Source organism: Alphaproteobacteria bacterium (genome assembly GCA_025800285.1).
Lineage (GTDB): Bacteria > Pseudomonadota > Alphaproteobacteria > JAOXRX01 > JAOXRX01 > JAOXRX01.
Map to the genome: position 1 here is coordinate 16,315 of JAOXRX010000079.1, position 26,772 is coordinate 43,086.

Genomic DNA, 26,772 nt, shown 5'->3' on the forward strand with positions numbered 1-26,772 from the left:
TAAATTTATTATGGAAGAAATTTTTGTAGCACCTCATGATGCAGAAGGTGATAGACTGAAACAAGCTAGACTAGTAAAGCTTAACAACTTAAAGGAAGCAGGAATAAATCCTTATCCTTATAAGTATGAGGTTACAGCTAAAGCAGCAGATCTACAAGAAAAGTATAAGGATTTACCTGCAGAAACAGAAACAGAAGATGTTGTGAAAGTTGCTGGAAGAATTAAAGCTTATAGAAACTCAGGTATGTTTATTGATTTATATGATGAAAGTGGAAAAATTCAAATCTTCTCATATAAAAAAGCATTGCCAGAAATTGAAGTTCTAAAAATGAAAAATGTAGAACTTGGAGATATAATTGGTGTTGAAGGGATCGTTCGTCGTTCTCAAAAAGGAGAGCTTTCAATTAAAACAAAAGAAATCACAGTTTTATCAAAATCTCTTGCAACACTTCCTGAAAAATTCCATGGACTTACAGATGTAGAGCAAAGATATCGTCAAAGATATGTTGATTTGATTGTTAACGATGAAACAAAAGATAAATTAAGAAAAAGAAGTAGAATCATTTCTATCATTAGAAATGTTCTAGAGAAAAAAGAATTTCTAGAGGTTGAAACTCCAATGTTGCACTCTATATTGGGAGGTGCTTCTGCTAGTCCTTTTATTACACATCATAACTCTTTAAATAAAGACTTATATTTGAGGATTGCTCCAGAGCTATTTTTGAAAAGATTAATAGTTGGTGGGCTTTCAGATGGAGTTTTTGAAATTAATAGAAATTTCAGAAATGAAGGGATTGATATAACTCATAATCCAGAGTTTACAGCTTTTGAGGTTTATAGAGCTTATAAAGATGCTGATTATATGATGAAGTTAGCAGAAGAACTTTGTGAAAAAATTGCTGTAGATTTATATGGTGGAACAAAGGTTAAATTTGCTGAAGCAGAGTTAGAGTTTAAAGGACCTTATCCAAGAATACCAGTTGCTGAAGCTATTAAAAAAGAAACAGGTTTAGATGTTCTTTCTATGGATGCAGAAGAAATCAGAAAAGCTGCTGAAGGAATTGGCATGGAAATGGATGGAACAGAAAAATGGGGACAAGTTGTTCAAGAAATTTTTGAGGAAAAAGTAGAGCATACTTTAATTCAGCCTTGTTTTATAACTGATTTCCCTAAAGATGTTTCTCCATTAATTAAAGAGCACCCTGAAGATGATAGATTAACACAAGGTGCAGAGTTCTTTGTAAATACATGGGAAGTTGGACCTATATATTCAGAACTTTCAGACCCTCAAGATCAGTTTGAGAGATTTATGGAACAAGTAAAACAAAGAGATGCTGGTGATGATGAAGCTCAAATGATGGATGCAGATTTTATTACAGCTCTAGAAAATGGATTCCCTCCAACAGGTGGTATGGGGATTGGTATTGATAGACTGGTTATGCTGTTTACAGATTCTCAATCAATTAGAGAGGTTATTGCATTTCCAACACTAAAAACTAAATTCTAATTTAAATTTATTTTAAAATATTTTGCTCACAGACAGACCCGTGCTTAAATGTATAGGAAGTGAGCAAAATTTTTATCTAAAGAAGATAACTGTGAGGTTAAGTTTAATTTAAATATTATGGTTTATTATTTAATTGAATTTTTAATGGGAATATGTTATAATATGTTATGTATAAAACAATGGGAGAAATATTATGGAATTTTTAGCTGGAATATTTGCATCAATAATTGAAGTTGCTAAACATGCAATGAAAATAGGTGCTGCTGGATTAATTGGTGGGGCAATTTTAGGGGCTATACCTGGACTTGGATTTCCTTTTGTATCAACGGCTTTAGCAGGGTTAGGGTATGGTGCTGCAATTGGAGCAGTTTATAAATTCTCTTCTTTGGCTAAAGGGGGCTTTCAAGCAAGTTCTCCTGCAGGTAATGCTGGAAATGAGGGTGCTAATCCTAATAGTGGGGCTCCATCACCAGATAAATCTGTAACTCCTAAGTTAGGATTAAAACCTAAAAGACAGAATCCAAATGAGTTGGATAATCAAAATAATACACCTAAGCCTAAAAATATTGAGTTTACAGAAGAGCAAAAAAGAATTAATAAGATTAGAGGACAGTATAGTAAGAAAAGTGCTCTAGTTGAAGCTAGTAAAATTCATAAGCTAGCAGAAAAGCTTCATAAAGCAGAAGTTAAAGGTTCAAATAAAGGAGTAACTTCTTTTGGAGGTCAGGCTAAAAGAGCCAGTGATTACTTAGATAGAAAAGTGGATGCTTTAAGAAAAAAAGAAATAGAAAACATTAACAAAATTAGAGATTCATACTCTATAGAAGAGGCTCAAGAAGAGGCTGGTAAGATTCATAAGCTAGCAGAGAAGCTTCAACAAGCTGATGCAAAAGGTTCAAATAAAGGAGCAACTTCTTTTGGAGAACAGGCTAAAAGAGCAAGTAATCAGATAGATAGAAAAAAGAAAAAACAAGAAACACAACCATAAAGAAAAAGCCTCATTTATTGAGGCTTTTATTTTTTATTTGATTCGAAGTTTATTCTTGGGTCGATAACTATATACATAACATCACTTATCAAGTTTAATAATAATCCTATTAATGTAAATATATATAATGTTGCAAACATTACAGAATAATCTCTGTTTATAGCGGATTCATATCCTAACAAACCTAAGCCATCTAGTGAGAATATTACCTCAGTCAAAAGAGAGCCTGTAAATAATATTGATATAAATGCTGCAGGAAATCCTGCTATCACTATTAACATTGCATTTCTAAAAACATGTTTATAAAGAATTGCTTTTTCTGATAGTCCCTTAGCTTTAGCAGTAGTTACATAGTTCTTGTGTATCTCTTCTAAAAAAGAATTCTTTACTAGCATTGTTAATCCCGCAAATCCTCCTATAACTAGAGATGTTATTGGTAGTATCATGTGCCATATGTAATCTAATATTTTTTCATGCCAAAGCATGTTTTCCCAATTGTCGCTTACTAGACCTCTTAAAGGGAATATTTGTAAGAATTCTCCACCGGCAAATAATATAATTAGCATTATTGCAAATAAGAAACTTGGTATAGCATATCCTGTAAATATGAACCCACTAGAATATATATCAAATTTACTACCGTCTTTAACTGCTTTCTTAATGCCTAGAGGGATAGATATTAAATATATTATAAGAGTTGACCATAGTCCCAAAGATATTGATACAGGAAGTTTTTCAGAAATTAAAGTAATAACTTTTTTGTCTTTAAAATAGCTTTTACCAAAATTAAAAGTAGCATAGTTTTTCATCATAGTTATGAACCTTATATGCAAAGGCTTATCAAATCCGAATTCTTTTTCTATTTGTTTAATAAAATCTTTATCTAACCCTTGTGCTGATTTTATATCATTGGATGCTATGTTGTCGCCTGATGATGTTATGCTGGCTGTTGCAGATACTCCTTGTCCTTTTGCTTTTGCAATAATTTGTTCAACAGGTCCTCCAGGAGTCATTTGTATAATAAAGAAGTTAAGGCACATAATCCCAAACATAGTTGGGATAATAAGCATAAGTCTTTTCATTATATATTTAAACATGGTTTTTATTATATATAAAAATCCTTGAAGTTCAAGTGATTTTCTTGTATAATTTTTATAGGGGTAGTGAAGGAGTTATTATGAAAGAAATCATGATGTTAGATGTGTTTGATGAGGACTACAATCATATAGGTGTCGAGTCTTCAGACAATGTTCATAAAAAAGGTTTATGGCATCAAAACTTTCATTGCTGGATTATAAATCCTAAGAATAGAAAATTGCTTGTAGTTAAAATGCCTAAAGATCATATAATCGTACCTAACAAATTAGATGTTGCTCTTTCAGGGCAAATGTCAGCAGGTGAACCCGTTCTTGAGGGGCGAAAAGAAATCGAGAAGCATTTAAAATTTAGAATAAAAGAGGATAGCTTAACAAAGATTGGTCTAACTAAAGAGATAACTTATTTTAAAGAAAAAGATGTTTTTCATAGGGTTTTTTCTCATTCATATTTTATTAAAAAAGACTTTAATTTAAGTAAGAAAAACTTGAGTTCATTAAAGGATATAAAGCTATTTGAAATGTCTATAAAAGATGGATTAGATTTGTTTTCTGGTGAGCAAAAAGAAATTTCTGTTGATGGTTATACTTCTGGCGGTAAAAAAGAAGTATATAAAATAAAATATGATGATTTTGTTCCTAGAGGGAAAGAGTATTTATACAAAGTATTGTTTATGATAGATTATATACTGGATGATGAAATTTGGGAGCAAAAATATAAGTCTCAAATTTTAAATAACTAAATTAATAAAAAACTTTACATTGTATTTAAAAAGCTTTATATAATTTTATATAAAGATTAAATTATTTGGAGAGATGTTATACATATGATTATAGGGATCCCAAAAGAAAGCTCAAGAGGCGAAAATAGAGTCTCTGTGTCTTTAGAGACTGTTAAAAAATTTAAAGAATTAGGTTTATCAATATTTGTAGAAAAGGGAGCGGGTAAAGCTTCTAATATTTCTGATTCAGCTTTTAAAAATGCTGGAGCTGAAATAAAAGCAAAAAAAGATGTTTTTGCAGCAAACTTAGTTTTAAAAGTTAAGGCACCTAATGAAAAAGAGATAGCTTTAATGCAAAAAGGTAGTAAGCTTGTATGTTTGCTGAACCCTTTCAACAATGAAGAAATAATTAAAAAAATAAAAATGGCAAAAATTGAGTCATATGCAATGGAGCTTATGCCGAGAATATCTAGAGCTCAATCAATGGATGTTTTATCTTCTCAGTCTAATATTGCTGGATATAAAGCAGTTTTAGATGGTGTTAATGTTTACACTAAAGCGGTGCCATTATTTATGACAGCTGCTGGAACTGTTAGCCCTGCTAATTTTTGTATAATTGGTGCAGGTGTTGCTGGTTTGCAAGCTATTGCTACGGCTAAAAGGCTTGGTGGTCAAGTAAGTGCTTTTGATGTTAGATTAGCAGCAAAAGAACAAGTTGAGTCCTTAGGTGCTAAGTTTATTGAAGTTGAAGGTGCAGAGGATCTGGAAACAAAAGAAGGTTATGCAAAAGAAGCTTCTGCAGAATATAAGAAAAAACAAGCGGAATCTTTAGCGAATGCATTAAAGAAAACAGATGTTGTTGTTACAACAGCATTAATACCGGGGAGACAAGCTCCATTAATTATCACAAAGAGTATGCTTAAATATATGCCAGAGGGATCTATTGTTGTTGATTTAGCTGCTGAAAGCGGTGGTAATGTTGAAGGAGTGGTCGCTGGAAAAACTACAGTTATAAATGGAGTTAAGGTAATAGGTTGTAAAGATATAAATAGCTCTCTTGCTGAAACCTGTTCAAATTTATATGCAAAAAATATTTGGAACTTCTTGTCTCCTCATTTTGATAAGGAAACAAAAGAATTAAATATCAATTATGAAGATGAAACAGTAGCAGGAACTTTAGTGACTAGAGGTGGTAAAGTTGTAAATGAAAAGCTGGTTGTAAAGAAGACTCCAGCTAAGAAAAAAACTCCAGCTAAGAAAACAAAGACTACTAAAAAGAAGAAAGACAGTAAATAAATGGAAAATTTTGCTCAAAAAATAGCTGAAATGTCAGCTCAATTAAATGATATGGCTAGCAATATGATGAACTCATCTACAGTTATGCCGACAGATAGTTTCTTGGTAACTGCAATAACAATTTTCGTTCTTGCTGCATTTTTAGGATATTACTTGGTGTGGAATGTTACTCCAACTTTACACTCGCCTCTTATGAGTGTTACAAATGCAATTTCTTCAATCATTATTATTGGAGCTTTAATAGCTACTCAAAAAAGTGAAACATGGTGGGGGTTCTATGCTATTATATTTGCATCTATAAATATATTTGGTGGTTTTATGGTAACTCAAAGGATGTTAGAAATGTTTAAAGATAAAAAGTCGGTTGCGGATGAAGACTCAAAAAAATGTAAGTGTCCGCTAAAAAGATTAATTTCTGCAATTAAAAATGGAAAAATGCCAGAGTCTTGTCCTATAAGAAAAGCTCTAGCAAAGAAGAAAGGGGCTAAATAGTTATGCAAACTTTCACATCATTATTATATTTATTAGCAGCAGTTTTATTTATTTTAGCAATTAGAGGGTTTTCATCTCCTAAGACTGCATCAAAAGGAAATAAATTAGGTATGATTGGTATGGGGCTAGTTATACTGGTTACAGCTATGCTGGTTGGATTAAGTTTAAAATCTATTTTGGCTATAGCAATAGGTGGTGTTATTGGTTATGTATTAGCTAAAAAAATAGCTATGACAGACTTGCCAGAAATGGTTGCAATGTTTAATGGTCTTGGAGGTTTATCTTCAGTTCTTGTTTCTTGTGCAGCTTTTTATTCTCCTGCGGTTTTTGGATTGGGAGAAACAGGTAATATACATACTAATTCTTTGATTGAGATGTCAATTTCAACTATAATTGGAGCTATTACTTTTAGTGGCTCACTTATAGCTTTTGCTAAGCTACATGCTATTATGACATCGAAACCAGTAGCTATACCAGCTAAAAATCAAATTAATATTATGATGGGAGTCGCTATAGTTGTTGCTATAGCAATGCTAACAATTACATCAGCTTCTCCTTTGTTCTTAGTTGTTTTGGCTCTGGGTCTAGTTTTAGGAGTTTTGATAGTATTGCCAATTGGTGGAGCTGATATGCCTGTTGTTATATCTATGCTAAATTCTTATTCAGGTCTGGCAGCATGCGGAGTTGGTTTTACTTTGCATAATACAACTCTTATTATTGTTGGGGCTCTTGTGGGGGCTTCAGGAGCAATTTTAAGTTACATTATGTGTAAAGCTATGAATAGAGAGTTTTTAAGTGTTATTTCTGGTGGTTTTGGTGATGGCAATGCTAGATCAGCATTTGATGCAGAAGGTAAGACTGCTAAAAATGGAGCTCCTGAAGATGCGGCATTTTTAATGAAAAATGCAAGAACCGTTATTATTGTGCCAGGTTATGGTATGGCTGTTGCTCAAGCACAACATGCTGTGCATGATATGGCAGAACAACTTAAAAAAGCAGGAGTCGATGTGAAGTATGCTATACATCCTGTTGCAGGAAGAATGCCAGGGCATATGAATGTTTTATTAGCTGAAGCAAATGTGCCTTATGAAGATGTTAAAGAAATGGATGATATAAATAGAGACTTTGCCTCTACTGATGTAGCATTTGTTATTGGAGCAAATGATATAACAAACCCTGCTGCTCATAATGATGAGAACTCTCCAATTTATGGAATGCCAATACTTGATGTTGAAAATGCTCAAAATATCTTTTTCGTTAAAAGATCGTTATCTCCTGGATATGCGGGGATACCTAACGAACTATTTTATGCAGATAATAATCAAATGTTATTTGGTGATGCAAAGAAAGTTACAGAGCAAATTATTAAAGCTTTAGAGAATTTATAAAAGGAAATAAAAATATGGAAAAATTTAGCCTTAGAGTTGGTGACTTAGAAATTAAGTTGGCAGAGAATGAAAAAGAAATTGATGCTATACAGGCATTGAGATACCAAGTGTTTTTTGAAGAAATGGATCAAAACACAACTCCTGAGAATGTTGCAAAGAAAAGAGATATTGATAAATTTGACTCTTTCTGTGATCATTTAATGGTTGTTGATCATTCTTTAGGAGAAGACCCTTTGGAAACTGTTGTAGGAACTTATAGGCTGATTAAAAGAGATGTAGCAGAAGCAAATGGAGGCTTTTACACATCAAAAGAGTTCGACTTAACAAAACTTTTAGAAAACTATGAAGGTAATATTTTAGAGCTAGGAAGATCTTGTACTAGAGAAGATTATAGAAGTAAAACTACAATCAGTCTTCTATGGCAAGGTTTAGCTTACTATATTTTTGAAAATGACATTGACTTAATGTTTGGTGTGGCAAGTGCTGAAGGTTTAGACTTTGATAAATACAAAGAGGCATTTGCTTATTTGTATTATAATCATAAAGTTGAAGACAAATATTGTCCAAAGTCAATGGATTATATTGCTATGGATAATGTCCCTGCAGATGAAATAAATCCTAAGAAAGCAATTAGACAACTTCCTCCATTGGTAAAAGGTTACTTAATGGTAAATGGTAAATTTGGAGACGGGTTGTTCTTAGATAAAGAATTTAACAGCACTGATGTTTTCGTTATGGTTGAGACTGCTAACCTTACTGATAAATATAGAAAACATTATTTAGATAAAATAAAACCTACAGATATGAGGTAGTGTAAAATGAGAACTTTTTTTAGATTTCTTATGTGGGCTATAGCTACAATTATAATTATTCCTACATGTCTTTTTACTAAGAGATTTTTGCCTAACTTCAAATATATTCCTCCTATGTATTATCATAAGGTTCTGTGTTGGATAATGGGAGTGAAAATTGAAATTAAAGGCGAAAAATATAAAGATAATCCAACTCTTTTTGTATCAAACCATTTGGGATACTTAGATATACCTGTTTTGGGAAGCTTAATAAAAGGTTCTTTTGTTTCTAAGGGCGAAGTTGCATCTTGGCCTGTTATAGGTTTTTTGGCTACTCTTCAAAATACAATTTTTGTAAGAAAACAAAAAAGAAGTGAAGCTGGTAAACAAGCTAATATGATATCCTCTTCAATAAGAGAAGGAAACAGCATAATTGTTTTTCCTGAAGGCACTTCTTGGTATGGTAATGAAACCTTGCCATTTAAGAGCTCTTTGTTTTCTGTAGCTATGGAGAAGGTTTCTTATAATAACGAAAAAGAACAGTTTATGAAGGTGCAACCTGTATCTGTTTGTTTTGTAGAGCTGGAAGAGGGTGTGGTTGGCTTTAATGAAAGAAAATATTATAGTTGGGTTGGAGATGAAGAAATGTTTCCTCATTTGCCAAAATTCTTTTCTTTAGGTAATAAAAAAATAGTTGTGGAATTCCATCCAGTTGTTTCTATGGATCAATTTAAAAACAGAAAAGAAATAGCAGCTTATTGTCAATCTGTGGTTGCTAAGGGTGTGAGTGATAAGATTTCAGGAAGATATTAATTTATTTCAGAAAAAAGTATAAAAAGTGCTTGCATTTTTTTTCTTTTTGCTGTATTTTAGCAAAATAATCGTTGTATGACAATGATTATGGGCCTGTAGCTCAGTTGGTTAGAGCTCCCCGCTCATAACGGGGCGGTCGTTGGTTCAAATCCATCCGGGCCCACCATAAAAATCCACTCTTTTGAGTGGATTTTTTATTGGGTACGGTGCGATGCAGAACCAACTGGTTCACAATAAACTTCATTTACCAAGCCATTTATGGCTGCAGTAAATGCTAGTGGTTGCAACTTTGTAAGGGAGTTTTGCGACCGCAACAAAGAAAATCCATCCGGGCCCACCATAAAAATCCACTCAAAAGAGTGGATTTTTTATTAATAAATTATGTAAATTGATTTATAATAAAATAAAAAAGAGCACTTATAAAAGTGCTCTTTTTATTTAATTTAATGAGTTGTTACTTATATTTTAACTTCAATATTATTATGGCAAATATTAAAATTGCTGATACTGAGTTAAAGCACATTAAAGCAAAGTTTTCTATTAGTAAACCATAAATAGCCCAAGATGAAACACCAGTTAATAAAACTAGAAAAGTAGCCAAAGATAAATCTTCAGTTTTTTTTGTTTTAATAGCCATTACTAATTGAGGTAAGTAAGCTCCTGTTGTAAAGCATCCTGCTATTATTGATATTGCTATTGGACTCATTAATATTTCCTTATATACTAAGCAGCTGGAAATTCTGCACTCTCTTTTTCATTTGTTTCAACAAAAGCTTCAGCTTCTGGAGCATCGTCTTCAACAATTGCTTGATGAGGGCATGTCATTTCACAAGCTCCGCAATCAATACATGATGCTGGGTTTATAACAACATGATCTTCACAATCATGGAAAGCAGCAGCAGGACATACTCCTACACAGCTTCTACAGTTTACACATTTGTCGATTAATACTACTCTTGGCATAATAGAATTCTCCTTGTTTTTTATATTATTCAGAACTTTATGATATAACTTTTTCTATAAAAGTAAAGAAAAAAGTTGATTTATTGGTAAAAATATGTACTATATAATTATTGTACAGATAAGAAATGATTAAGGAAATTCAAATATATGGTTAATATTATAAAACTTAAAGAACTTGGTTTCAACTTAGATCATTTAAATATAGATGAAGATCATAATCACGAACATGTTGTTCATCATATGCTAAAAGGTTATAAAAAGTTTAATAAAGATTATATTGAGCTTTTAAGTAATCACTCAGAATCTGTTTTTGGAATTACTGATATAGAATCTTTTAAACAAGAATTAATTAATAAGTCTAATTCTGAAGGAAAGGACGATGCTTTACATTGTGCTCTTAGTATAATGTCAATTCATCACAGAAAAAGAAGTCATGTAAAAAAAGGACATGGACTTACATATCCAGAAGCTCATAGAATAGTTATAAATTTTATAAAACAATCACCTGAAAGAGTTACAGAACTAAAAAATAGGTTCCCTCATATAAATGATGATGTTTTGGCTCATTTCGCAGAAAATGATCAAGAGCTAGAACAATTATTAGCATAATAAATGCTTTTTTAAACTTTTAATATAAAAATAATTAATCAACAGAAAATGTGGATAACTTTGTGAATAAGTTGTGCTTATGAGTAAAAATCCTATGTATTCTAAGGTTGCTTGATAAATGCTTATTTTTTAGACATTTTTCTAAGTTGTTGAATAATAAGGGTTTTTAACAAAATTTCAATTAATACTCAATATGTGTAATGAAAATGCGAATTATAATTATAAAAATGTTGATATTTTGTTGCAAAAAAATTATTTTAATAGCTTTGGAGCTTTTTTAGCTCTAATTTCCATTACTGATAGCTCTCTTTCTATTAAACCATTACTATTAAATTTAAATAAGCCATCTATTCCTAAAAAGCCTGATTTTGAAGTTAAGTTTCTATATGTAGGTTTTAATCCAACTTTGTTTAGTTCTGCAATCAAAGATACGGCATCATATGCAATGCTAGATATTCTTATAGGATTGTTGTTGAAGCTCTTTATGTAGTTTTTTTCAAACACTGATAGGCTTTTTGAAAACGGTGTTGCATACCAAGCTTTGATTAAAGATGGTTCATCATTTAAGGTTTTGTCATCAAATAAACCTGTGCCTAAATATTTTGCTTTCTTAGGAGATATCTCGTAATAAGATAATAGAGATGCTATCTCTCTTAATTTATCTCCGCCGAATGGAATTAGCACAGCATTGAAGTTTAAATCTTCTTCTGTACCCTGTTCTTTTAGTTCATCAATTTTATCTTGTAATATATTTTTTGATGCTTTTATCTCTTTATATTTAGAGTATTTAGTAAAGAACTCATCGTTTGTCATTTGCTTAATAGTATCCTTGTTTTGAATTTCTTCTTCAAGAATCTCTAACTCATCTAAATATGATTGGTAGAACTCTATTTCTGAGTCTAGTCTTTCTTTTCGTTCATTGTACCCTGAGAACTCTTTAATGAAGTCTTGAACATTAGTCATGTCATCTAAGGTTTCTTTCTTTACAATATTTAAATCTTTTTTATCTCTTAATATGTTATCTACAAGATCTCCATAAGTATTGTTAGGAAGAATTACAGCAATATCTCTTTTATTTTTACTAATTGCAAAATCTAGTATTTTATGTATTTGGTAATAAGGCATAAAGCCCATTAAAAATGTATTGTTATCAGCTAAAGCCCAGTTGTTTGAAAAGCTAATAATTCGGATATTATTTTTTTTTGCTATTTTTTTAGCAACTTCTGTTGTTTCAGAAAATAGAGGGCCAAGGATTATATCCGCTCCTTTTGATATTGCTAGTTGAGTTGATATTTTCGTGCCAATAGAAGTTCCTTTTGTGTCCTCAATGATAAGAGATATGTTCTTATTGTTGCTTCTAAATAGAGATAATTCTGCTGCTTTTAGCATAGATTCTCCAACTTCTTTTGCATCTCCAGATAGAGGCAAAAGCAGACCTATTTTATAATTAGTATCTTCAAGATTCTTTTTATCATCGTAGGCTTCATTTTCATGGTGATTGTTTAATTCAGGTAGTGTCTCTTCTATAAAGACTTGAGCATGAGTATTTAGAGCTTGATTATTAGCTAAATATATACTAGTATTTGCAAATATATATGCAAATAATGTAACAATAAATAATCTTGAAAGTTTTAGAATAAATGACATTTACAAATTCCTCTGAGTTAAATAATAAAGCTATTATACCAACTTTATATATAATAGCAACACCTATTGGCAATATAAAAGACATAACTTATAGAGCTGTGGAAACCTTACAGAGTTTAAGTTACATAGCTTGTGAAGATACTAGAGTATCTGCTAAACTTTTGCAACATTATAATGTAAAAGCTAAAACTTTTTCTTATCATGAACATAATAAGGATTTTGCTTCGGATAAAATAATAGAAAAGCTAAAGTCTGGATATAGCATTGGCTTAATAAGTGATGCTGGTATGCCTTTAATTAGTGATCCTGGATATGTGTTGGTTAAAAAATGTTTGGAGAATGATATAAAGGTTACTTGTTTGCCAGGAGCATCCTCCTCTATTACAGCTTTAGCTATATCTGGAATGCCTAGTGATAGTTTTTATTTTAATGGATTTTTGCCAAGTAAAAAAAGCTCTAGAGTAAAAAATCTTAAAACATTAAAAGCTATCAAGAGTACTTTAATAATATTTGAAAGTGCAAAGAGACTTGTAGATACATTGATAGATATAAAAGAAGTTATAGGAGATGTAGAGGTTTCTGTAACAAGAGAGTTGACTAAAAAGTTTGAAGAAGTTAAAAAAAACAATGTTTCTAATCTAATATGTTTTTATGAAGATAATGGAGCTCCTAAAGGAGAGATTGTACTTATAGTTAAGAATGATATAAAAGAAGAAATGAGCCCAGAAGAGGTTGACTCTTTAATATTAAAATATCTAAAAGATTATAAAGTTAAAGATGTATCTAAAAAACTTGCTGAAGAGTATGGATTGAATAAGAATGAGATTTATAAGAGAGCACTAGAAATAAAATGATTTTAACAAGTTACAATAAGGGGTTGTTGGCAGAGTTTTTGGCCTCTATTTTTTTAGTGTTAAGAGGTTATAAGATTCTGAATAAAAGGTATAAAACGAAAGTTGGAGAAATAGATATTGTGGCTCATAAGGGTAATTATATTCATTTCGTAGAGGTTAAGTTAAGAAAGAATCAGGCATTGGCAAAAGAAGCTATAAGTTATAAAAACCAAGTTAGAGTAACAAATGCTGCTAAAATATATTTACAAAAGAATCAAAAATATCTAAACTATAACTTGTCTTTTGATGCTATAAGTGTTAACTTTCCTTTGAGAATTAATTTTATAAAAAATGCATGGAGTGAATAATATGAAAAAAGTTTTACTACTTTTGTTTATGGCGGTGAGTTTAAGCTCATGTGCTTCTTTGTTTGTAACATCGGCTTCAACAGTTGCTTTCTCAACTATTCAAGAAAGAACTTTTGATGATGCTGTCGATGATACTTATATCAAGCTAAGACTAAATAATGCTTGGATGTCAGAAGACTGGGATATTTATAAAAACTGTTCTATGACAGTTAGTGAAGGAAGAGTTCTTTTGACTGGTGTAGTGGAAAATGATGAGGCAATGAAAACTGCAGTTAAGTTGACTTGGCAAATAGATGGAGTAAAAGAAGTCATTAATGAGATAATAATAAGAGAAGAGGGCAAGTCTTTCTTGCAATCTTCAACTGATGCTTATATAGCTACAAAAATTAGAACAAAGATATTGGCTTCTAGAGATATACTTTCAATTAATTATTCAATTGATGTGAATGATAGTAATGTTTACTTGATTGGCATAGCTCAAAATCAAGATGAATTAGACAAGGTTATTGATATCGCTAGAAATACTGGTTCGGTAGAAAGTGTTGTTAGTTATATAAAACTTAAAAAGATTGATGAATAAAAAAAAGCCGGCTAACTAGCCGGTTTTTTTAATTTAAGTGATTTAGAGCAGGGTTTGTATGTTGAGCTCTTTTAGTTGTTTTGATAAACACTTCTCTTTTTTGTTTTAACTCTGCATCTTTAGCTTTTTTATTTTTTTCTAAAGCATCTTCTAGAGTTTCTTCTTTACCAATAATAGCAATTATTCTTCCTGTAGGTTTTTTAACAGATTGTTCTCTATTCATTGGTATCATTGTATGCTTGCATTCAACAAAGTTTGGATTTAATTTAGCTAAATTTTTTAATTTTGCTGGTGCTCTATTTACATTAAGAGAGTTTCCTTTTATATCTAGCTTTTCCATTGTTGTTGGGAAGTAGTCTAAAAGTTCATCAAGACCGTCATCTGTAATGTTATTATAAGCTAACTTAACAGTTTTAGCTTTTGAATTGTATATTTTCTCTTTGATTAGTTTTATATCTTTATCATTTATATTGCAAATTGATAAATCAAGAACTCCGTCCTCTACTCTATCAAGCTCTACTCTAACCTTGTATTCGTTCATTTCTATCCTCTTTCTTTTAAAGTTTTAAAGCCAATGATAACATAAAATTAGCTTAAAATCAATAAAAAACAGAGAGTTATGTAAACTCCCTGTCATTTGTTGTAATTTTATTTAAATTGCTTATTTATTCATTGATTGGAAAAACTCAGAGTTATTCTTTGTTGCTCTAAGTTTCTCAAGTAAGAATTCCATAGCATCTACAGTTCCCATAGGATTAAGGATTCTTCTCAATACCCACATTTTTGTTAGTGTAGCTTTATCAACTAATAAATCTTCTTTTCTTGTTCCCGATTTTTGAACATCAATCGCAGGGTAAACTCTTTTGTCTGATATTTTTCTATCAAGAACTATTTCACTGTTACCTGTTCCCTTAAATTCTTCAAAGATAACTTCATCCATTCTTGAACCTGTGTCAATAAGAGCAGTTGATATAATTGTTAAGCTACCACCTTGTTCAATGTTTCTAGCAGCACCAAAGAATCTTTTAGGTCTTTGTAGAGCATTAGCATCAACACCACCAGTAAGAACTTTACCTGATGATGGGATTACAGTGTTGTAAGCTCTTCCCAATCTTGTAATAGAGTCTAGAAGTATAATTACATCTTTTTTACATTCAACAAGTCTCTTAGCTTTTTCAATTACCATTTCAGCAACTTGAACATGTCTTTCTGCTGGCTCATCAAATGTTGAGCTAACAACTTCACCTTTTACAGATCTTTGCATATCTGTAACTTCTTCAGGTCTTTCGTCTATTAAAAGAACTATTAAATATGCTTCAGGATGATTCTTTTCAATAGCATGAGCTATATTCTGCATAATTACAGTTTTACCTGTTCTAGGAGGTGCTACAATAAGTGCTCTTTGACCTTTACCGATTGGAGCAACTAACTCAATTACTCTTTGAGTCATGTCCTTAACTGTTGGGTCTTCAATTTCTAACTTAATTTTATCCTCTGGATAAAGAGGTGTTAAGTTATCAAAGTTAATTCTATGTTTTGTGTTTTCAGGCTTGTCAAAGTTTACAGCTGTTATTTCTGATAAAGAGAAGTATCTTTCCCCTTCTCTTGGAGCTCTTAAAACTCCTTCTACAGTATCACCAGTTCTTAAGCCATTTTTTCTAACTTTTGGTATAGATACATATATGTCATCTGGTCCCGCTAGGTAGTTTTCTTCCACAGATCTTAAAAATCCGAATCCGTCCTTTAAAACTTCAATTACACCACTGGCTTTAATTTCGGTATCTTCTTTTTCTGTTAATTTTCTTAATATAGCAACAAGTATGTTTTGTTTTTTCATACCGCTTGCATCTTCAATCTCTAGTTTTTCAGCAAGAGATAGTAATTCACTAGGGCTTTTAGCCTTCAATTCAGATAGGTCCATTTTTCATTCCTAATTGTTTGTTGATTTTGTTTGATAATTTGTCTTGATTTTATTATGGGATTATTAAAAATATTATATAGTTATCCCTAAGACTAAATATAAGTATAAAGAGCTTTTTATAAAAGTCAAGCTTTTATTTAAAAGAAATAATGTAATTTTAATTGATGCTTATTGAGAATTTCTTTGTAAACAAGCATTATTATTGTTCCATTGTTGTCTTTATAATATTTATATGAAGACTCTTCTTTTAAATCTTTATAGGTTTCTTTTAATAGATTTAATAATCTTTGCTCTTCTTTTTTAGCATCTTCTCTATTATTAAAGTTTTTTACAAACCTAACATCTTTTATTTTATTGTCCTCAAGAGTTACATAATAGTGATCAAATTTTTCAGAAGAGTTAGTAGAAGAAACTTCATATATTTTTTGCCCATTATTAAGTTTTAATTCTTTTAATATTGACTCTTCATTCAATTCATCTCCTAACTTAAATCCAAATACGGAGTCAATTTTTACAGATTTTTCTTGTTTAATCAATTCTTCAGCAATAGGTTTTATTATAAATATTTTTTTAGGTTCTTTTATTTTTTCTATTTTATTTACTTTCGGAGATGATTGCATTTTTCTTTGGTTTCTTGTGGTTGCAAAAAATAAAAAGAAGCATGATATTATTAGTAAAAGTAAAGATCCTATAATTAAATATATAGGTTTTATATAATTTGTTTTCATTTGTTTTCCTCTTGGCTGTATAAGGCTATTCTATAGTTATAACTTTCCAGCTGTCAAGAATAAAATTATATTTTTAATACTTGTGTTGTAAAAAAGCCTCTTAAAAAAGAGGCTTTTTGTTATTATTATTTAAATTTCATAGAGGGTTAAGCTCTGCCGTAAACATCTTCTATTCTAACGATATCATCTTCGCCTAAATAAGAACCACACTGAACTTCTATGAATGTTAGCTGTTCTGTTTCACTTCTGTTTTCAATTCTGTGAATGCACTCTACAGGCAGATAAACAGATTCATCTGCCTTTAGTTCGATGATTTCATCATTTTTTGTTACATGTCCTATGCCTTGAACCATTGTCCAATGCTCTGATCTTTTGAAGTGTTTTTGTAAAGATAATATAGACTGTGGATTAACAGATATTCTTTTAACTTGATATCCTTCATCGCTTGTAATTGATTCATACCAACCCCATGGTCTTATAACTCTATTTTCGCTCATTGTTATTATTCCTTTTTATTATTATTTATTATAACCTAAGCCTATAAGCATATTGTTTACATTGTAAGGGCAAAGCCCCATTATATTTGCATAACTTCCATTGATGCCTTTTACAAATCTAGAACCATAGCCCTCTATGCATAAACCTCCACATACACCAACCCATTCTTTTGTCTTTATATATTCATCAATATCTTGTTTAGATAATCTTTTGAAGTTTACAACTGTTTTAACATATCTTATTGACTTTTTATTGTCAGGAGCTATTACACAATATCCTGTAAGTAGGTTTACTTTTCTTCCGGACATTAGCTTTAACATTCTTCTTGCATCTTCCTCATCTTTAGGTTTGAAAAGAGTTCTCTTGCCAACACAAGTTATTGTGTCGCAACCAATAACAAAAGAGTCTTGATTATCTGAGTGAACTTTTTGTGCTTTTTCTGTAGCTACTCTTTGCACATATATATGTTGACTTTCGCCTTTTAACATTGTTTCGTCTATATCTGCAGCAATTGTAGCATCTACTTTTATATGAGCTTGCTCAAGCAAGTTTTTTCTAAATTTTGATCCGGATGCTAATATTAACATGTAATAACCTGATTTTTCTTATTTAAATCTAAATGTAATTCTACCTTTAGTTAGATCATAAGGAGTCATTTCAACTGTAACCTTATCTCCAACTAGAATTCTAATTCTGTTTTTTCTCATTTTACCAGATGTATGTGCTAGAATTTCATGATCGTTTTCTAATTTAACTCTAAACATAGCATTTGGTAGAAGCTCAATAACTTCTCCTGAGAATTCCATTAAATCTTCTTTAGCCATTTATTTTTTTCCTTTTCTTTTATTTAATCTTGACGATTTATGAGCGAATATTAGCACTATGCACTTAATTATGCAAGTTTTTTTTAACCTTGACAAAGTGCTGCAGAGCAAGTAGTTTATTTATTATGGAAAAGAATAGAACAGTAGATGCCTTTTTAGGCGGGAAAATACAAATAACTCAACCAGAAAAAGGTTTTAGAGCGGGTAGTGATGCTGTCTTGTTAGCGGCGGTGGCTCCTAAGTGTTCAGGTAGAGTATTGGATGTGGGGTGTGGAGTTGGAACAGCCTCTCTTTGTTTTAAGTTTCATAACTCAAAAGCTAATGTGATGGCAATTGATATTCAAGATAACTTAATAGAATTAGCGAAAGAAAATTTTGAATTAAATAATTTTAAAAACATAGAGGTTAAGAAAGTTGATGTAAATAAAGATAAACCAGAGTATCAAAGTTTTAACTCTGTTATTACTAATCCTCCATTTTTTAAACATGGTCATGGAATTAAATCTCCTAATTCTATTAAGCAAACAGCTAATACAGGAGAAATTTCTTTAAAAAAATGGGTGGATTTTTGTTTTTTATCATTGAAAGATAAGGGTGATTTTACTATAATATTTGTAGCAGATAGGTTGTCGGAATTAATGTCTTATATGGAGGGTAAATTTGGAGATATAAATATTATACCTCTTTATCCAAAGATAAACTGTGATGCAAAAAGAGTAATAATAACTGCTAAAAAGAATACAAAAGGAGTTACTAAAATGAGAGCTGGTATAATTTTGCATGATGCTGATGGTAAAGGTAAGCTTGATTACATTCTTAAAGAAGGAGGTAGGTATGATATTTAATGTTTCTAACATTAGTCCAGTTTTATTTTCAATCGGACCGTTTGATATAAGATGGTATGCCATGGCTTATATCTTAGGTTTTGTTTTAGGTTGGAAATATTGCTTAAAGATTATAAAAAATAGTAAAGAAAGACCTAATGCAAAAGACTTTGATGATTTGTTAACTTGGCTTATAGTAGGAGTTATACTTGGTGGTAGGTTAGGGTATGTACTTTTTTACAATTTAGCTTTTTATTTAGAAAATCCTGCTAGCATATTTAAAGTTTGGCAAGGAGGAATGTCTTTTCATGGTGGTGTTTTAGGTGTTGTTGCATCGTCTTATTTATTCTCTAGAAAACATAATATAAAGTTTTTAAGAATAACAGATTTAGTTTGTTTGGCAGCTCCTATAGGGTTGTTTTTTGGTCGTATAGCTAACTTTATCAATAATGAATTATGGGGTAAGGTTACTAATGGCAATTGGGGAGTTGTTTTTCGAGAGGGAACATCTTTGCCTAGACATCCTAGCCAACTATATGAAGCATTTTTAGAAGGTGTGGTTTTGTTCTTAGTACTTAACTTTATTTATAAAAAAGACAAGACTCTTTTCCATGGGGTTATAAGTGGAGATTTTCTTGTTGGTTATGGTTTGTCAAGACTATTAGTGGAAATGTTTAGAGAGCCAGATGCTCAATTGGGCTATATATTTAATTGTCTGACTATGGGGCAATTATTATCTATACCAATGATTGGAATAGGGATGTTTTTGATAATATTATCGTCAAAAAGAAAAAATGGAAATTGTAATAAATAATAGTTTTTTCAAGTAGTTTATTTCTTTAGTTTAGTTGTATGAGAACTAAACTTTGTATAAGGTTTAATGAAAAAATATTCTTATATTTGATGATCTTCTGAGGATAGGTCTATGAATGTGTCTTTATGAGCATCATATTGTAACATTTTGCCAGAAGTTAAATCAAAGTACCAACCTAAAACTTTCAACTCTCCTTTGTCATGTCGTTTTTGTACGAAGTCAAAACTTAGAGCATTTTGTAATGATTGTTTAATCCCCTCTTTTTCACAGTAGCTTAACTGTTCTTCATAGCTTAGGTCTTTAGGGACTCTAGCTTTCACATCTTTCATTAAGTCAATCCAATCCTCAATAAAACTATCTGCTCCGTTGCTTAAGTCTGTATCCATTAATGCTTTTATGCCACCGCAATTAGAGTGTCCCATAACTATAAGATTATCAACTTTTAAATTTCTTACAGCATATTCTAAAGCTGAGCTAGTACCATGGTGAGTTGAGTAATCATTTTCACAAGGAGGTATGATATTAGCTACATTCCTTATAACAAATATATCTCCATAATTTGCATTAGTAATTAGAGCAGGATCTACTCTGGAATCACTACAAGCTACTATAACTGTAGATGGATTTTGAGCATTTTCTAATCTCTTTAGTAAATGTTCTTCAGATTCGTTATAGTCTTTGTAAAAATTTTGATATCCCTTTATCAATTTATTTATGCTCATAAATCTTCCTTTCGGTATCTGGACATTAAAAAACACCCTGTTGGGTGTTGTAATAATGGGGCGATTGACGGGACTTGAACCCGCGACAACCGGTACCACAAACCGGGGCTCTACCAACTGAGCTACAATCGCCATTATCTGGAGTTGACAATATATGTCACTTTTGCTTTTTTGTCAACAAAATTTTATTTTTATATTATATCTTTTATTAAAGGTATAGTTATGTTTCTCTTTTTTTCTAAAGAAAGCTTATCTATTCTTTCAACTAAGGATATAGCTTTTTTGAAAGATCTTTCCATGCGAATTAAAATATAATTTATGATTTCTGGGCTTATTTTTAGCTGTCTATCGGAGAATAGCTTTATTAGCAATCCTGATAGTAAAAAGTCATCAGGCTCTTTTATTTCAATAGTATTAATGCTTAAAATTCTAGATTTAGCATCAGCTAAAGTTATTCCCCAATCAAGAGGTCTTTTAGATGCGGTTATTAATACAAAACCGCTGTTCATGTTTTTAGAGGCATTGTATAAGTTATATAGAAATTTATCATCTATGCATAGTTTATCATAATCATCTATTAGAATGTTTTCTCCAGATAGTAATCTGTTTATAGTGTCTCCATTGCATTCGTCTGATTTTTTTATTTCCAAGGCATTTGACATTTCTTGCCAAATTTTTCCTAAATGAGTTTTGCCACAACCTGAGCTCCCATAAATTATTGTTATTTTTGAAGAGTCCCAGTTTGGGAATTTTTTTATCCAGTTAAAAGCTAGCTCATTTGCTTCGGAAGAAAGAAAATCTTGTTTTGAATAGCTTTGAGTATGTTGAAAATCTATAACTATTTGTTTATTCATTTTTATCTTCCCAAAATAGTTTGCAAGAGTAAACATCTGTTTTCTCTGCTATTAAACCTTTTTGCGATAAAGCTAGTTTTAAATCAAAAAACCTTCCTTGATAATATATATCTATAATAGCACTATCTATTCTCAGTATATTTTCTTTGAATTCATTTATTATGGTTATTTCTTTAAGAGCATCTTTGATTCTATTTAATTCTTCTATTGAAGATATGTTTATTTCTGCATCAATAAAGTTTCTTTCATCGCCTTTAGTTATGGTTTGTTCTTTCCATGATAAGCTTAATTCGTTATTTACCTTCTCAATAGCTTCTGTTAGCACTTCTCCATAAGTTTTGTTTTCTCCATCAACTAAAATAGAGCTATTTGATGATATGCCATTAAGTCCATATCTGTTTATATATACTCTCAAATTATTGTCTTCAATTTTAGCTACTGTAACAACTATATCTTTTACTTCATAACGAGAAAGTATGTTTTTTATGTTCTCAATTGATCCCGACATAACTTCTTCTTTTGAGATTTGATATAAGTCAGTTAGATCTCCAATAGGCAACTTATGAGGGACTAAAAATGAGTCGCTGTAGAACTTCTGCCAAGCTTGCTTCCATAAGTTGTTTTCCTCCCATAAAAGAGTTTGGTCTTCACCAGCAATGTTTTTTACCCAAACAGGTATTACTAATACAGGAGAGCTTTTTATAGATGTGAAAGCTATGTTTCTTTGGTTTAAAAAACTAGAAGTTTTCTTTGGGTTAAAATTAAAGTGGAAAGAGCCTTTGTATCTAACATCTGAGCTTTTTTCATTAGATATATAAAAATCAGAAATTATAGAGTTTATATCAGAGTCTATAATGTTAAGTTTTGATTGCTCTTCAGGTGTTAGTAGTGTAAGTCTGCTTAATAATTTTTTAAAAGCACTATCTCTTGCAGAGGCAATAGCTTTTTCTTTTGCTATGGCAGAGCTGATATCTGTAACATCTACATCAATATTTTTAACAGAGAAAACCTCGTTTCCTGCTATTGCTTGATTAAATGTAATACATAAAAGTATAAAAGATAAAATAAATCTTATTGGCTTACCCATTTTATCTTCCCAATCCAATCTATATTGTTTTTATCTAGGTGCTCTAAATTTTCTTTATCGCAAATAGACTTTACTGTTATTTTGCTTTTGTTTTGTTCAACGAAAGCTTTTATTATTATTTTGTTATCTTTAGTTTTTATAGCAACTCTTTCATCTTCTGTAAGAGCTTTTTCATTCTTTGATATTATTAAAATATCATTTTTTCTGTATATTGGCTCTAAATCATAACCTTTTACTCTTATAGCTATTGTTCCATTTGGAAAAGATCTTGGAAAAGCAATTTTTTCCCATTCATTATCCGTATCGTTTTCATAAAAACCAGAGTTGTTACCATTTATATTAGCAATAATATTAATCTCAGAGAAAGAGTTTGGTTCTGCTAAAGATGAAAAATATGAAAGATCTTTGTTTAATACTTTTAATATTTTATATAAGCTTTCTGTTGAAGGCCATCTTAATTTACCGCCATTTCCAACTCTTTTGCTTTTATTAAATGAAGTGGGGTCTAACCCTGCTTTTTTAGCTAGTCCTGAAGGTGATAGATTAGCATCTTTAGCTATTTTATCAATAGCACACCATATTTTTTTATGTGATATCATAATAATTAATCTTTCTCTTTTTTACCTTGAAAAGCATAATACAATACTTTGTTTAAAAAATCAAGTAGGAAAAAAATCTTATTTTTTTCTTGACAAAGATTGAAAAATAAATTAAAACGACTTTTGTTCTATGTAGGAAAATAATCCTATGCAGGTGGGTTTAATAAGGAGGGAAAATAAAAACAAATGGATAACAATAAACTAACAGAGAGTGGGGATACAAAATTATTTGCAAATGGTCAGGAAGCTTGGTTTTGGTTTATGCAAGCTAATGAGGCAAAAATCGTAGGTGCTAAATGTTCTCCAGGAATGGGTGCAGTTTCTAGACCTTGTGAGCCAGAAGATATTATGAATATAATTAATAAGCTTTATAGACAGAGAACTTTGTTGATTGATCATGTTAGAATACTAGCTCATTATGGAAAGAAGTTGTGTGCTCCTAATAAAGATAGATACAGAGAACAAAAAGCTTGTACTTTGTGGAAAGAAGCAATGAGTAAAATAGAACCTATTCTTGTTAATAAGGGTATTATAAAGGGAGTTTTTGCTTAGATGATTAATAATAATTCTTCAAATAATGCTTGGGTTGTTTTTTGTAAAAATACAGATTTAAGAATATTAAAGTTTCTTAAGTCAGGATTTAAGCACTGTTTTGTAATACTTAATGATGGAGATAATTGGATAACTTATGATCCTATGTCATCTTTTACAGATATTATGGTTCATAAAACTCCAATTAGTTTTGATTTACCAGGCTGGTTCGCAAAAAGAGGGGATAAAGTCATTAGAACCTTTAAGGTTAAGCATAATAATGTTGTGCCATTAAGCTTTTATACATGTGTTGAGAGTGTGAAAAGGATTTTAGGAATCAATAAAGTGTTTATTTTAACACCATATCAATTATATAAATATTTAATAAAAATTAATTTAAAGAAAGGAGATTGTTAAATGGGAGGAAGTAGTTCAAATATACCAAATATACCAAGTAACTATCAAAAACTTAATAACAATAATAATAGCTCTGAAGTTTCTAATAAAGATGAGGGAGCTAAGAAAAAAGAGGAGGAGGTTAAATCTTACCTTGGAGAAAAAAGAGGAAAGATAGGTACTATAACAACATCTTGGCAAGGAGTTCTTAAGGAAAAGAATGATGGCGAGTTAAAGAGAAAGACACTACTAGGGGAGTAATAATATGGAAGTTTTAGAATTTTTAAAAAAGTATGAAAGAGCAAAGTCTCAAAGAGAAAAATGGGAAGATAATTGGCAAGATTGTTATGATTATGTAATGCCTCAAAGAGGTAGCTTCTTTAATAATGTGTCCGCGGGGGCTAAAACAGGAGAAAAGCTTTATGATGCTACGGCTCCAGATGCTGTAGATAATTTAGGAGCAAATTTACTAGCTAATTTAACTCCTCCATCAAGTCCTTGGTTCTCTTTAGTTTGTGGTCCTGCTTTGAATGCTGACGAAAAAAACTCTGTTAGTAAAGTTTTGGAAAGAGATAGTAATATAATACAGTCTAACTTTGATAGGTCAAACTTTGTGGTAGAGGTTCATCAATGCTATTTAGATTTAATTATAGCTGGTACAGCTTGCTTGTTATTTGAAGAGGCTCCAATAGGAGATCTTTCTGCTTTTAAATTTACAGCGGTTCCTCTTTCTCAAGTGGTTTTATCAGAGGGTAATGATGGAAAACTTAATACAACATATAGAGAATATAAATTAACATATAATCAACTTAAAAAGAGATTCCCAAAGGCAGATTTGCCTAAGAGAATGGTGAAGTTAGCCGAAGAGGACCCTTTTATTAAATTCTCATGTGTAGAGGGTGTGATGCCTAAGGGTAATGCATTTTTATACAAAGCTGTATTAAAGGAATATGATTTAGAGCTAAAAGAAACAATTATGGACTATTCTCCATTTATTAACTTTAGATGGGTTAAATCTCCTGGTGAGACTTATGGAAGATCTCCTGTTATGAAAGCTCTTCCAGACATAAAAACTGCAAACAAAGTTGTGGAGCTTGTTTTGAAAAATGCATCAATTTCTGCTACAGGAATATGGCAAGCTGATGATGATGGGGTTCTGAATCCTGCTACTGTTAAGTTAACTCCGGGTACTATTATTCCTAAAGCGGTGGGGTCATCTGGGTTAACTCCTTTAAGTATGCCTGGTAAGTTTGATGTATCTCAACTGGTGCTTAATGACTTAAGAGACAGGATTAAACATGCTCTTTGGACTGATAAGCTTGGGGCTATAGGTGCAAGAAATATGACTGCTACTGAAGTACTTGAAAGAAGCGCAGAAATGAATAAAGTTTTAGGAGCAACATTTGGCAGGTTGAGAGCAGAACTACTTACTCCATTAGTTCTTCGAGCAATGAGCATTCTTAAAAGAAGAGGAGAGATATCAGATTTAAGAGTTGATGGAAGATTTGTTTTTTTAGAATATAAATCTCCTTTAGCTCAATCTCAAGCACAAGCAGATATAAAAAATGTTTTATATTGGGTGCAGTCTGCTAGTTCTTTAGGTCAGGAAGGCCTTTCTTCTATAAATATGACTGAGGTCGCAAAATGGTTAGGAAAAAAATTGGGTGTGCCTGATAATTTAATAAACTCAGATATTGGGGTGCCAGAGATTCCTTTGGAAGAAGCTGTTGCTTTATAACTTTTTATGGCTCTATTAATTTAGAGCCATTTTTTATAAATAAATTGACTTTATAGTGTAGTTCTGTTATTTTCAGACAAATAATACAAAAGGAAGGGTTTAAGTTTTGCAAATATGGGGCGATAAAACAGTTTCAATGTTCGATATATGGTCTTTTGAGCATATATTAGCAGGTATCGCATTTACGGGAACTGTATGTTTGATATTAAAGTTTTTTAATAAACCGGCAAGAAAATTTTCGGATGTAAATACTATTATGCCAATATTGGCTCTTAGCTTTTTTTGGGAAGCTGTAGAACATTATTTAGAGACGGGATCGTTAGGTAAAAATGTTCAGTTTTGGTTTCATGGAGTAGAGCATTGGTCAAATAGATTATTTGGGGATTCTTTAGCTGTTCTGATAGGTGCTTTTTTATATTTTAAGTGGCCTAAAATATTATGGCCTTTAAAGGCCGTATCTATAGCTTGGTTAACAGTTCATATTGTGTGGTTCCCTCACTCTATGTACTTACAGCAATTTTTATAAATTATATATTCTTGACTTTAATATAAAACTACTTTACATTTGAGTTAAAAATAAGGAGAAAAATCATGGAATTTAAAAATAAAATCCCTAATATTCTGACAATATCTAGAATATTGGTAATACCTGTTGTTATGGGATTGTTTTTCGTAGATAGCTTATGGGCATTATGGACAATATTAGGCTTATATATATATGCAAGTTTAACAGATTTCTTAGACGGTTATTTGGCTAGAAAATGGAATGTTGTTTCTGATTTAGGAAGATTCTTAGATCCTATAGCAGATAAATTATTAGTAGCTTCTCTGTTTATATTCTTAATCGCAAGCGGGCAAATAGAAGGAGTGCATGTAATAGCAGTTGCTCTTATTCTGATAAGAGAGATGTTCGTATCTGGTTTAAGAGAGTTTATGGGGCCTAAAAATGTAGTTATTCATGTTACAAAATTAGCTAAATGGAAGACAACTCTTCAAATGGTAGCAACATGTTTCTTGATTATAAACTTTGTGAGTCCTGCTATATATCTAACAGGTAATGTTTTGTTGTGGGTTGCAACCGGTTTAACTGTAATTACAGGGACAGAGTACTTTAAGAAATCTTTAAAATACATGAACTAAAGAGT

General features: G+C 31.1%; 33 protein-coding genes, 2 tRNA genes and 1 pseudogene. 21 read left to right on the top strand and 15 right to left on the bottom strand.

All coding sequences use genetic code 11. The features are described from left to right. Nucleotides 1–10: 10 nt before the first annotated feature. Together lysS and OIF36_04325 are read left to right on the top strand one after the other, a co-directional pair. Entirely contained in the window at nt 11–1,507 is a 1,497-nt protein-coding gene (gene lysS / locus OIF36_04320; GenBank protein ID MCV6599683.1) for a lysine--tRNA ligase, read from the top strand. Nucleotides 1,508–1,700: 193 nt separating this feature from the next. After that, nucleotides 1,701–2,495 (top strand): hypothetical protein, encoded by a 795-nt coding sequence (locus OIF36_04325; protein MCV6599684.1) that lies wholly within the window; start codon nt 1,701–1,703, stop codon nt 2,493–2,495. Nucleotides 2,496–2,521: 26 nt separating this feature from the next. Here the strand turns inward: OIF36_04325 and yejB are convergent, their stop codons facing one another. Continuing rightward, nucleotides 2,522–3,592, bottom strand: coding sequence for a microcin C ABC transporter permease YejB (yejB, locus tag OIF36_04330; GenBank protein MCV6599685.1), 1,071 nt, complete (start codon nt 3,590–3,592; stop codon nt 2,522–2,524). An 80-nt stretch (nt 3,593–3,672) separates the two neighbouring features. Between yejB and OIF36_04335 the strand changes: the two genes are divergently transcribed. The 7 genes and pseudogenes from OIF36_04335 (at nt 3,673) to OIF36_04365 (ending at nt 9,257) form a co-directional block, all read left to right on the top strand. Further along, nucleotides 3,673–4,332 carry a hypothetical protein gene (locus tag OIF36_04335; GenBank protein MCV6599686.1) on the top strand — a complete coding sequence of 220 codons (660 nt, stop codon included), beginning with the start codon at nt 3,673–3,675 and terminating at the stop codon, nt 4,330–4,332. A 78-nt stretch (nt 4,333–4,410) separates the two neighbouring features. Beyond that, on the top strand, nt 4,411–5,607 hold the full coding sequence (locus OIF36_04340; protein ID MCV6599687.1) for a Re/Si-specific NAD(P)(+) transhydrogenase subunit alpha: 1,197 nt from the start codon (nt 4,411–4,413) through the stop codon (nt 5,605–5,607). Nucleotides 5,608–5,637: 30 nt separating this feature from the next. Next, nucleotides 5,638–5,964 (top strand): annotated as a pseudogene (locus OIF36_04345) (NAD(P) transhydrogenase subunit alpha). A 137-nt stretch (nt 5,965–6,101) separates the two neighbouring features. Further along, nucleotides 6,102–7,487 (top strand): NAD(P)(+) transhydrogenase (Re/Si-specific) subunit beta, encoded by a 1,386-nt coding sequence (locus OIF36_04350; GenBank protein MCV6599688.1) that lies wholly within the window; start codon nt 6,102–6,104, stop codon nt 7,485–7,487. A 14-nt stretch (nt 7,488–7,501) separates the two neighbouring features. After that, complete coding sequence (locus OIF36_04355) at nt 7,502–8,299, top strand: GNAT family N-acetyltransferase (protein ID MCV6599689.1); 798 nt, start codon at nt 7,502–7,504, stop codon at nt 8,297–8,299. A gap of 6 nt (nt 8,300–8,305) precedes the next feature. After that, entirely contained in the window at nt 8,306–9,091 is a 786-nt protein-coding gene (locus tag OIF36_04360; GenBank protein ID MCV6599690.1) for a 1-acyl-sn-glycerol-3-phosphate acyltransferase, read from the top strand. A gap of 89 nt (nt 9,092–9,180) precedes the next feature. After that, nucleotides 9,181–9,257, top strand: a tRNA-Ile gene (locus OIF36_04365). Nucleotides 9,258–9,545: 288 nt separating this feature from the next. Here OIF36_04365 and OIF36_04370 read toward each other — a convergent pair. Both OIF36_04370 and OIF36_04375 read right to left on the bottom strand, forming a co-directional pair. Beyond that, entirely contained in the window at nt 9,546–9,797 is a 252-nt protein-coding gene (locus OIF36_04370; GenBank protein ID MCV6599691.1) for a SemiSWEET family transporter, read from the bottom strand. A 17-nt stretch (nt 9,798–9,814) separates the two neighbouring features. Then, a complete protein-coding gene (locus tag OIF36_04375) occupies nt 9,815–10,054 on the bottom strand; it encodes a ferredoxin family protein (GenBank protein ID MCV6599692.1) in 240 nt (79 codons plus the stop codon). 147 nt (nt 10,055–10,201) lie between these two features. On the opposite strand from OIF36_04375, the gene OIF36_04380 reads away from it, so the two are divergent. Further along, complete coding sequence (locus OIF36_04380; GenBank protein MCV6599693.1) at nt 10,202–10,663, top strand: hypothetical protein; 462 nt, start codon at nt 10,202–10,204, stop codon at nt 10,661–10,663. 252 nt (nt 10,664–10,915) lie between these two features. On the opposite strand, the gene OIF36_04385 is transcribed toward OIF36_04380, so the two are convergent. Then, entirely contained in the window at nt 10,916–12,310 is a 1,395-nt protein-coding gene (locus tag OIF36_04385) for a penicillin-binding protein activator (GenBank protein ID MCV6599694.1), read from the bottom strand. Here OIF36_04385 and rsmI point away from each other — a divergent pair. The 3 genes from rsmI to OIF36_04400 are packed head-to-tail and all read left to right on the top strand — an operon-like array spanning nt 12,304 to nt 14,091. Next, nucleotides 12,304–13,164, top strand: a complete 861-nt coding sequence (gene rsmI / locus OIF36_04390) for a 16S rRNA (cytidine(1402)-2'-O)-methyltransferase (protein MCV6599695.1) — start codon at nt 12,304–12,306, stop codon at nt 13,162–13,164. The genes OIF36_04385 and rsmI overlap by 7 nt on opposite strands. Beyond that, entirely contained in the window at nt 13,161–13,511 is a 351-nt protein-coding gene (locus tag OIF36_04395; GenBank protein MCV6599696.1) for a YraN family protein, read from the top strand. The genes rsmI and OIF36_04395 overlap by 4 nt, the downstream gene beginning before the upstream one ends. 1 nt (nt 13,512) lies before the next feature. Then, complete coding sequence (locus OIF36_04400) at nt 13,513–14,091, top strand: BON domain-containing protein (protein ID MCV6599697.1); 579 nt, start codon at nt 13,513–13,515, stop codon at nt 14,089–14,091. 28 nt (nt 14,092–14,119) lie between these two features. On the opposite strand, the gene OIF36_04405 is transcribed toward OIF36_04400, so the two are convergent. From OIF36_04405 to infA, 6 genes are all read right to left on the bottom strand, one after another. Then, complete coding sequence (locus OIF36_04405) at nt 14,120–14,632, bottom strand: hypothetical protein (GenBank protein MCV6599698.1); 513 nt, start codon at nt 14,630–14,632, stop codon at nt 14,120–14,122. A gap of 120 nt (nt 14,633–14,752) precedes the next feature. After that, the gene (rho, locus tag OIF36_04410; GenBank protein ID MCV6599699.1) at nt 14,753–16,012 is read right to left on the bottom strand and encodes a transcription termination factor Rho; all 1,260 of its coding nucleotides are present in this window, start codon (nt 16,010–16,012) and stop codon (nt 14,753–14,755) included. 137 nt (nt 16,013–16,149) lie between these two features. Further along, nucleotides 16,150–16,740, bottom strand: a complete 591-nt coding sequence (locus OIF36_04415; GenBank protein MCV6599700.1) for a hypothetical protein — start codon at nt 16,738–16,740, stop codon at nt 16,150–16,152. Nucleotides 16,741–16,886: 146 nt separating this feature from the next. Further along, nucleotides 16,887–17,237 carry a phosphomannose isomerase type II C-terminal cupin domain gene (locus OIF36_04420; GenBank protein MCV6599701.1) on the bottom strand — a complete coding sequence of 117 codons (351 nt, stop codon included), beginning with the start codon at nt 17,235–17,237 and terminating at the stop codon, nt 16,887–16,889. A gap of 21 nt (nt 17,238–17,258) precedes the next feature. Next, entirely contained in the window at nt 17,259–17,825 is a 567-nt protein-coding gene (locus OIF36_04425; GenBank protein ID MCV6599702.1) for a Maf family protein, read from the bottom strand. 18 nt (nt 17,826–17,843) lie between these two features. Continuing rightward, on the bottom strand, nt 17,844–18,062 hold the full coding sequence (infA, locus tag OIF36_04430) for a translation initiation factor IF-1 (GenBank protein ID MCV6599703.1): 219 nt from the start codon (nt 18,060–18,062) through the stop codon (nt 17,844–17,846). Between the two features lie 125 nt (nt 18,063–18,187). Here infA and OIF36_04435 point away from each other — a divergent pair, with 125 nt between their 5' ends. Both OIF36_04435 and lgt read left to right on the top strand, forming a co-directional pair. Continuing rightward, a complete protein-coding gene (locus OIF36_04435; GenBank protein MCV6599704.1) occupies nt 18,188–18,907 on the top strand; it encodes a methyltransferase in 720 nt (239 codons plus the stop codon). After that, nucleotides 18,897–19,700, top strand: a complete 804-nt coding sequence (lgt, locus tag OIF36_04440) for a prolipoprotein diacylglyceryl transferase (GenBank protein MCV6599705.1) — start codon at nt 18,897–18,899, stop codon at nt 19,698–19,700. Before OIF36_04435 ends, lgt begins: the two co-directional genes overlap by 11 nt. Before the next feature lie 80 nt (nt 19,701–19,780). Here the strand turns inward: lgt and OIF36_04445 are convergent, their stop codons facing one another. From OIF36_04445 to OIF36_04465, 5 genes are all read right to left on the bottom strand, one after another. Next, nucleotides 19,781–20,422, bottom strand: coding sequence for a carbonic anhydrase (locus OIF36_04445; protein ID MCV6599706.1), 642 nt, complete (start codon nt 20,420–20,422; stop codon nt 19,781–19,783). Between the two features lie 56 nt (nt 20,423–20,478). Continuing rightward, nucleotides 20,479–20,554: transfer RNA gene (locus tag OIF36_04450), tRNA-His, on the bottom strand. 59 nt (nt 20,555–20,613) lie between these two features. After that, a complete protein-coding gene (locus tag OIF36_04455; GenBank protein ID MCV6599707.1) occupies nt 20,614–21,276 on the bottom strand; it encodes a hypothetical protein in 663 nt (220 codons plus the stop codon). Next, the gene (locus OIF36_04460) at nt 21,269–22,363 is read right to left on the bottom strand and encodes a DUF2066 domain-containing protein (protein MCV6599708.1); all 1,095 of its coding nucleotides are present in this window, start codon (nt 22,361–22,363) and stop codon (nt 21,269–21,271) included. Before OIF36_04460 ends, OIF36_04455 begins: the two co-directional genes overlap by 8 nt. Then, on the bottom strand, nt 22,348–22,962 hold the full coding sequence (locus OIF36_04465) for a helix-turn-helix transcriptional regulator (GenBank protein MCV6599709.1): 615 nt from the start codon (nt 22,960–22,962) through the stop codon (nt 22,348–22,350). Before OIF36_04465 ends, OIF36_04460 begins: the two co-directional genes overlap by 16 nt. 186 nt (nt 22,963–23,148) lie before the next feature. Here OIF36_04465 and OIF36_04470 point away from each other — a divergent pair, with 186 nt between their 5' ends. From OIF36_04470 to pgsA, 6 genes are all read left to right on the top strand, one after another. Next, entirely contained in the window at nt 23,149–23,514 is a 366-nt protein-coding gene (locus OIF36_04470; GenBank protein MCV6599710.1) for a hypothetical protein, read from the top strand. After that, nucleotides 23,515–23,910: a hypothetical protein gene (locus OIF36_04475; GenBank protein ID MCV6599711.1), complete on the top strand. Its 396-nt coding sequence runs from the start codon at nt 23,515–23,517 to the stop codon at nt 23,908–23,910. It abuts the gene before it with no gap. Beyond that, on the top strand, nt 23,911–24,150 hold the full coding sequence (locus OIF36_04480) for a hypothetical protein (protein ID MCV6599712.1): 240 nt from the start codon (nt 23,911–23,913) through the stop codon (nt 24,148–24,150). 4 nt (nt 24,151–24,154) lie between these two features. After that, a complete protein-coding gene (locus OIF36_04485; protein ID MCV6599713.1) occupies nt 24,155–25,627 on the top strand; it encodes a portal protein in 1,473 nt (490 codons plus the stop codon). A 136-nt stretch (nt 25,628–25,763) separates the two neighbouring features. Beyond that, entirely contained in the window at nt 25,764–26,153 is a 390-nt protein-coding gene (locus tag OIF36_04490; protein MCV6599714.1) for a hypothetical protein, read from the top strand. A 65-nt stretch (nt 26,154–26,218) separates the two neighbouring features. Continuing rightward, a complete protein-coding gene (pgsA, locus tag OIF36_04495) occupies nt 26,219–26,767 on the top strand; it encodes a CDP-diacylglycerol--glycerol-3-phosphate 3-phosphatidyltransferase (protein MCV6599715.1) in 549 nt (182 codons plus the stop codon). The last annotated feature ends 5 nt before the right edge of the window (nt 26,768–26,772 follow it).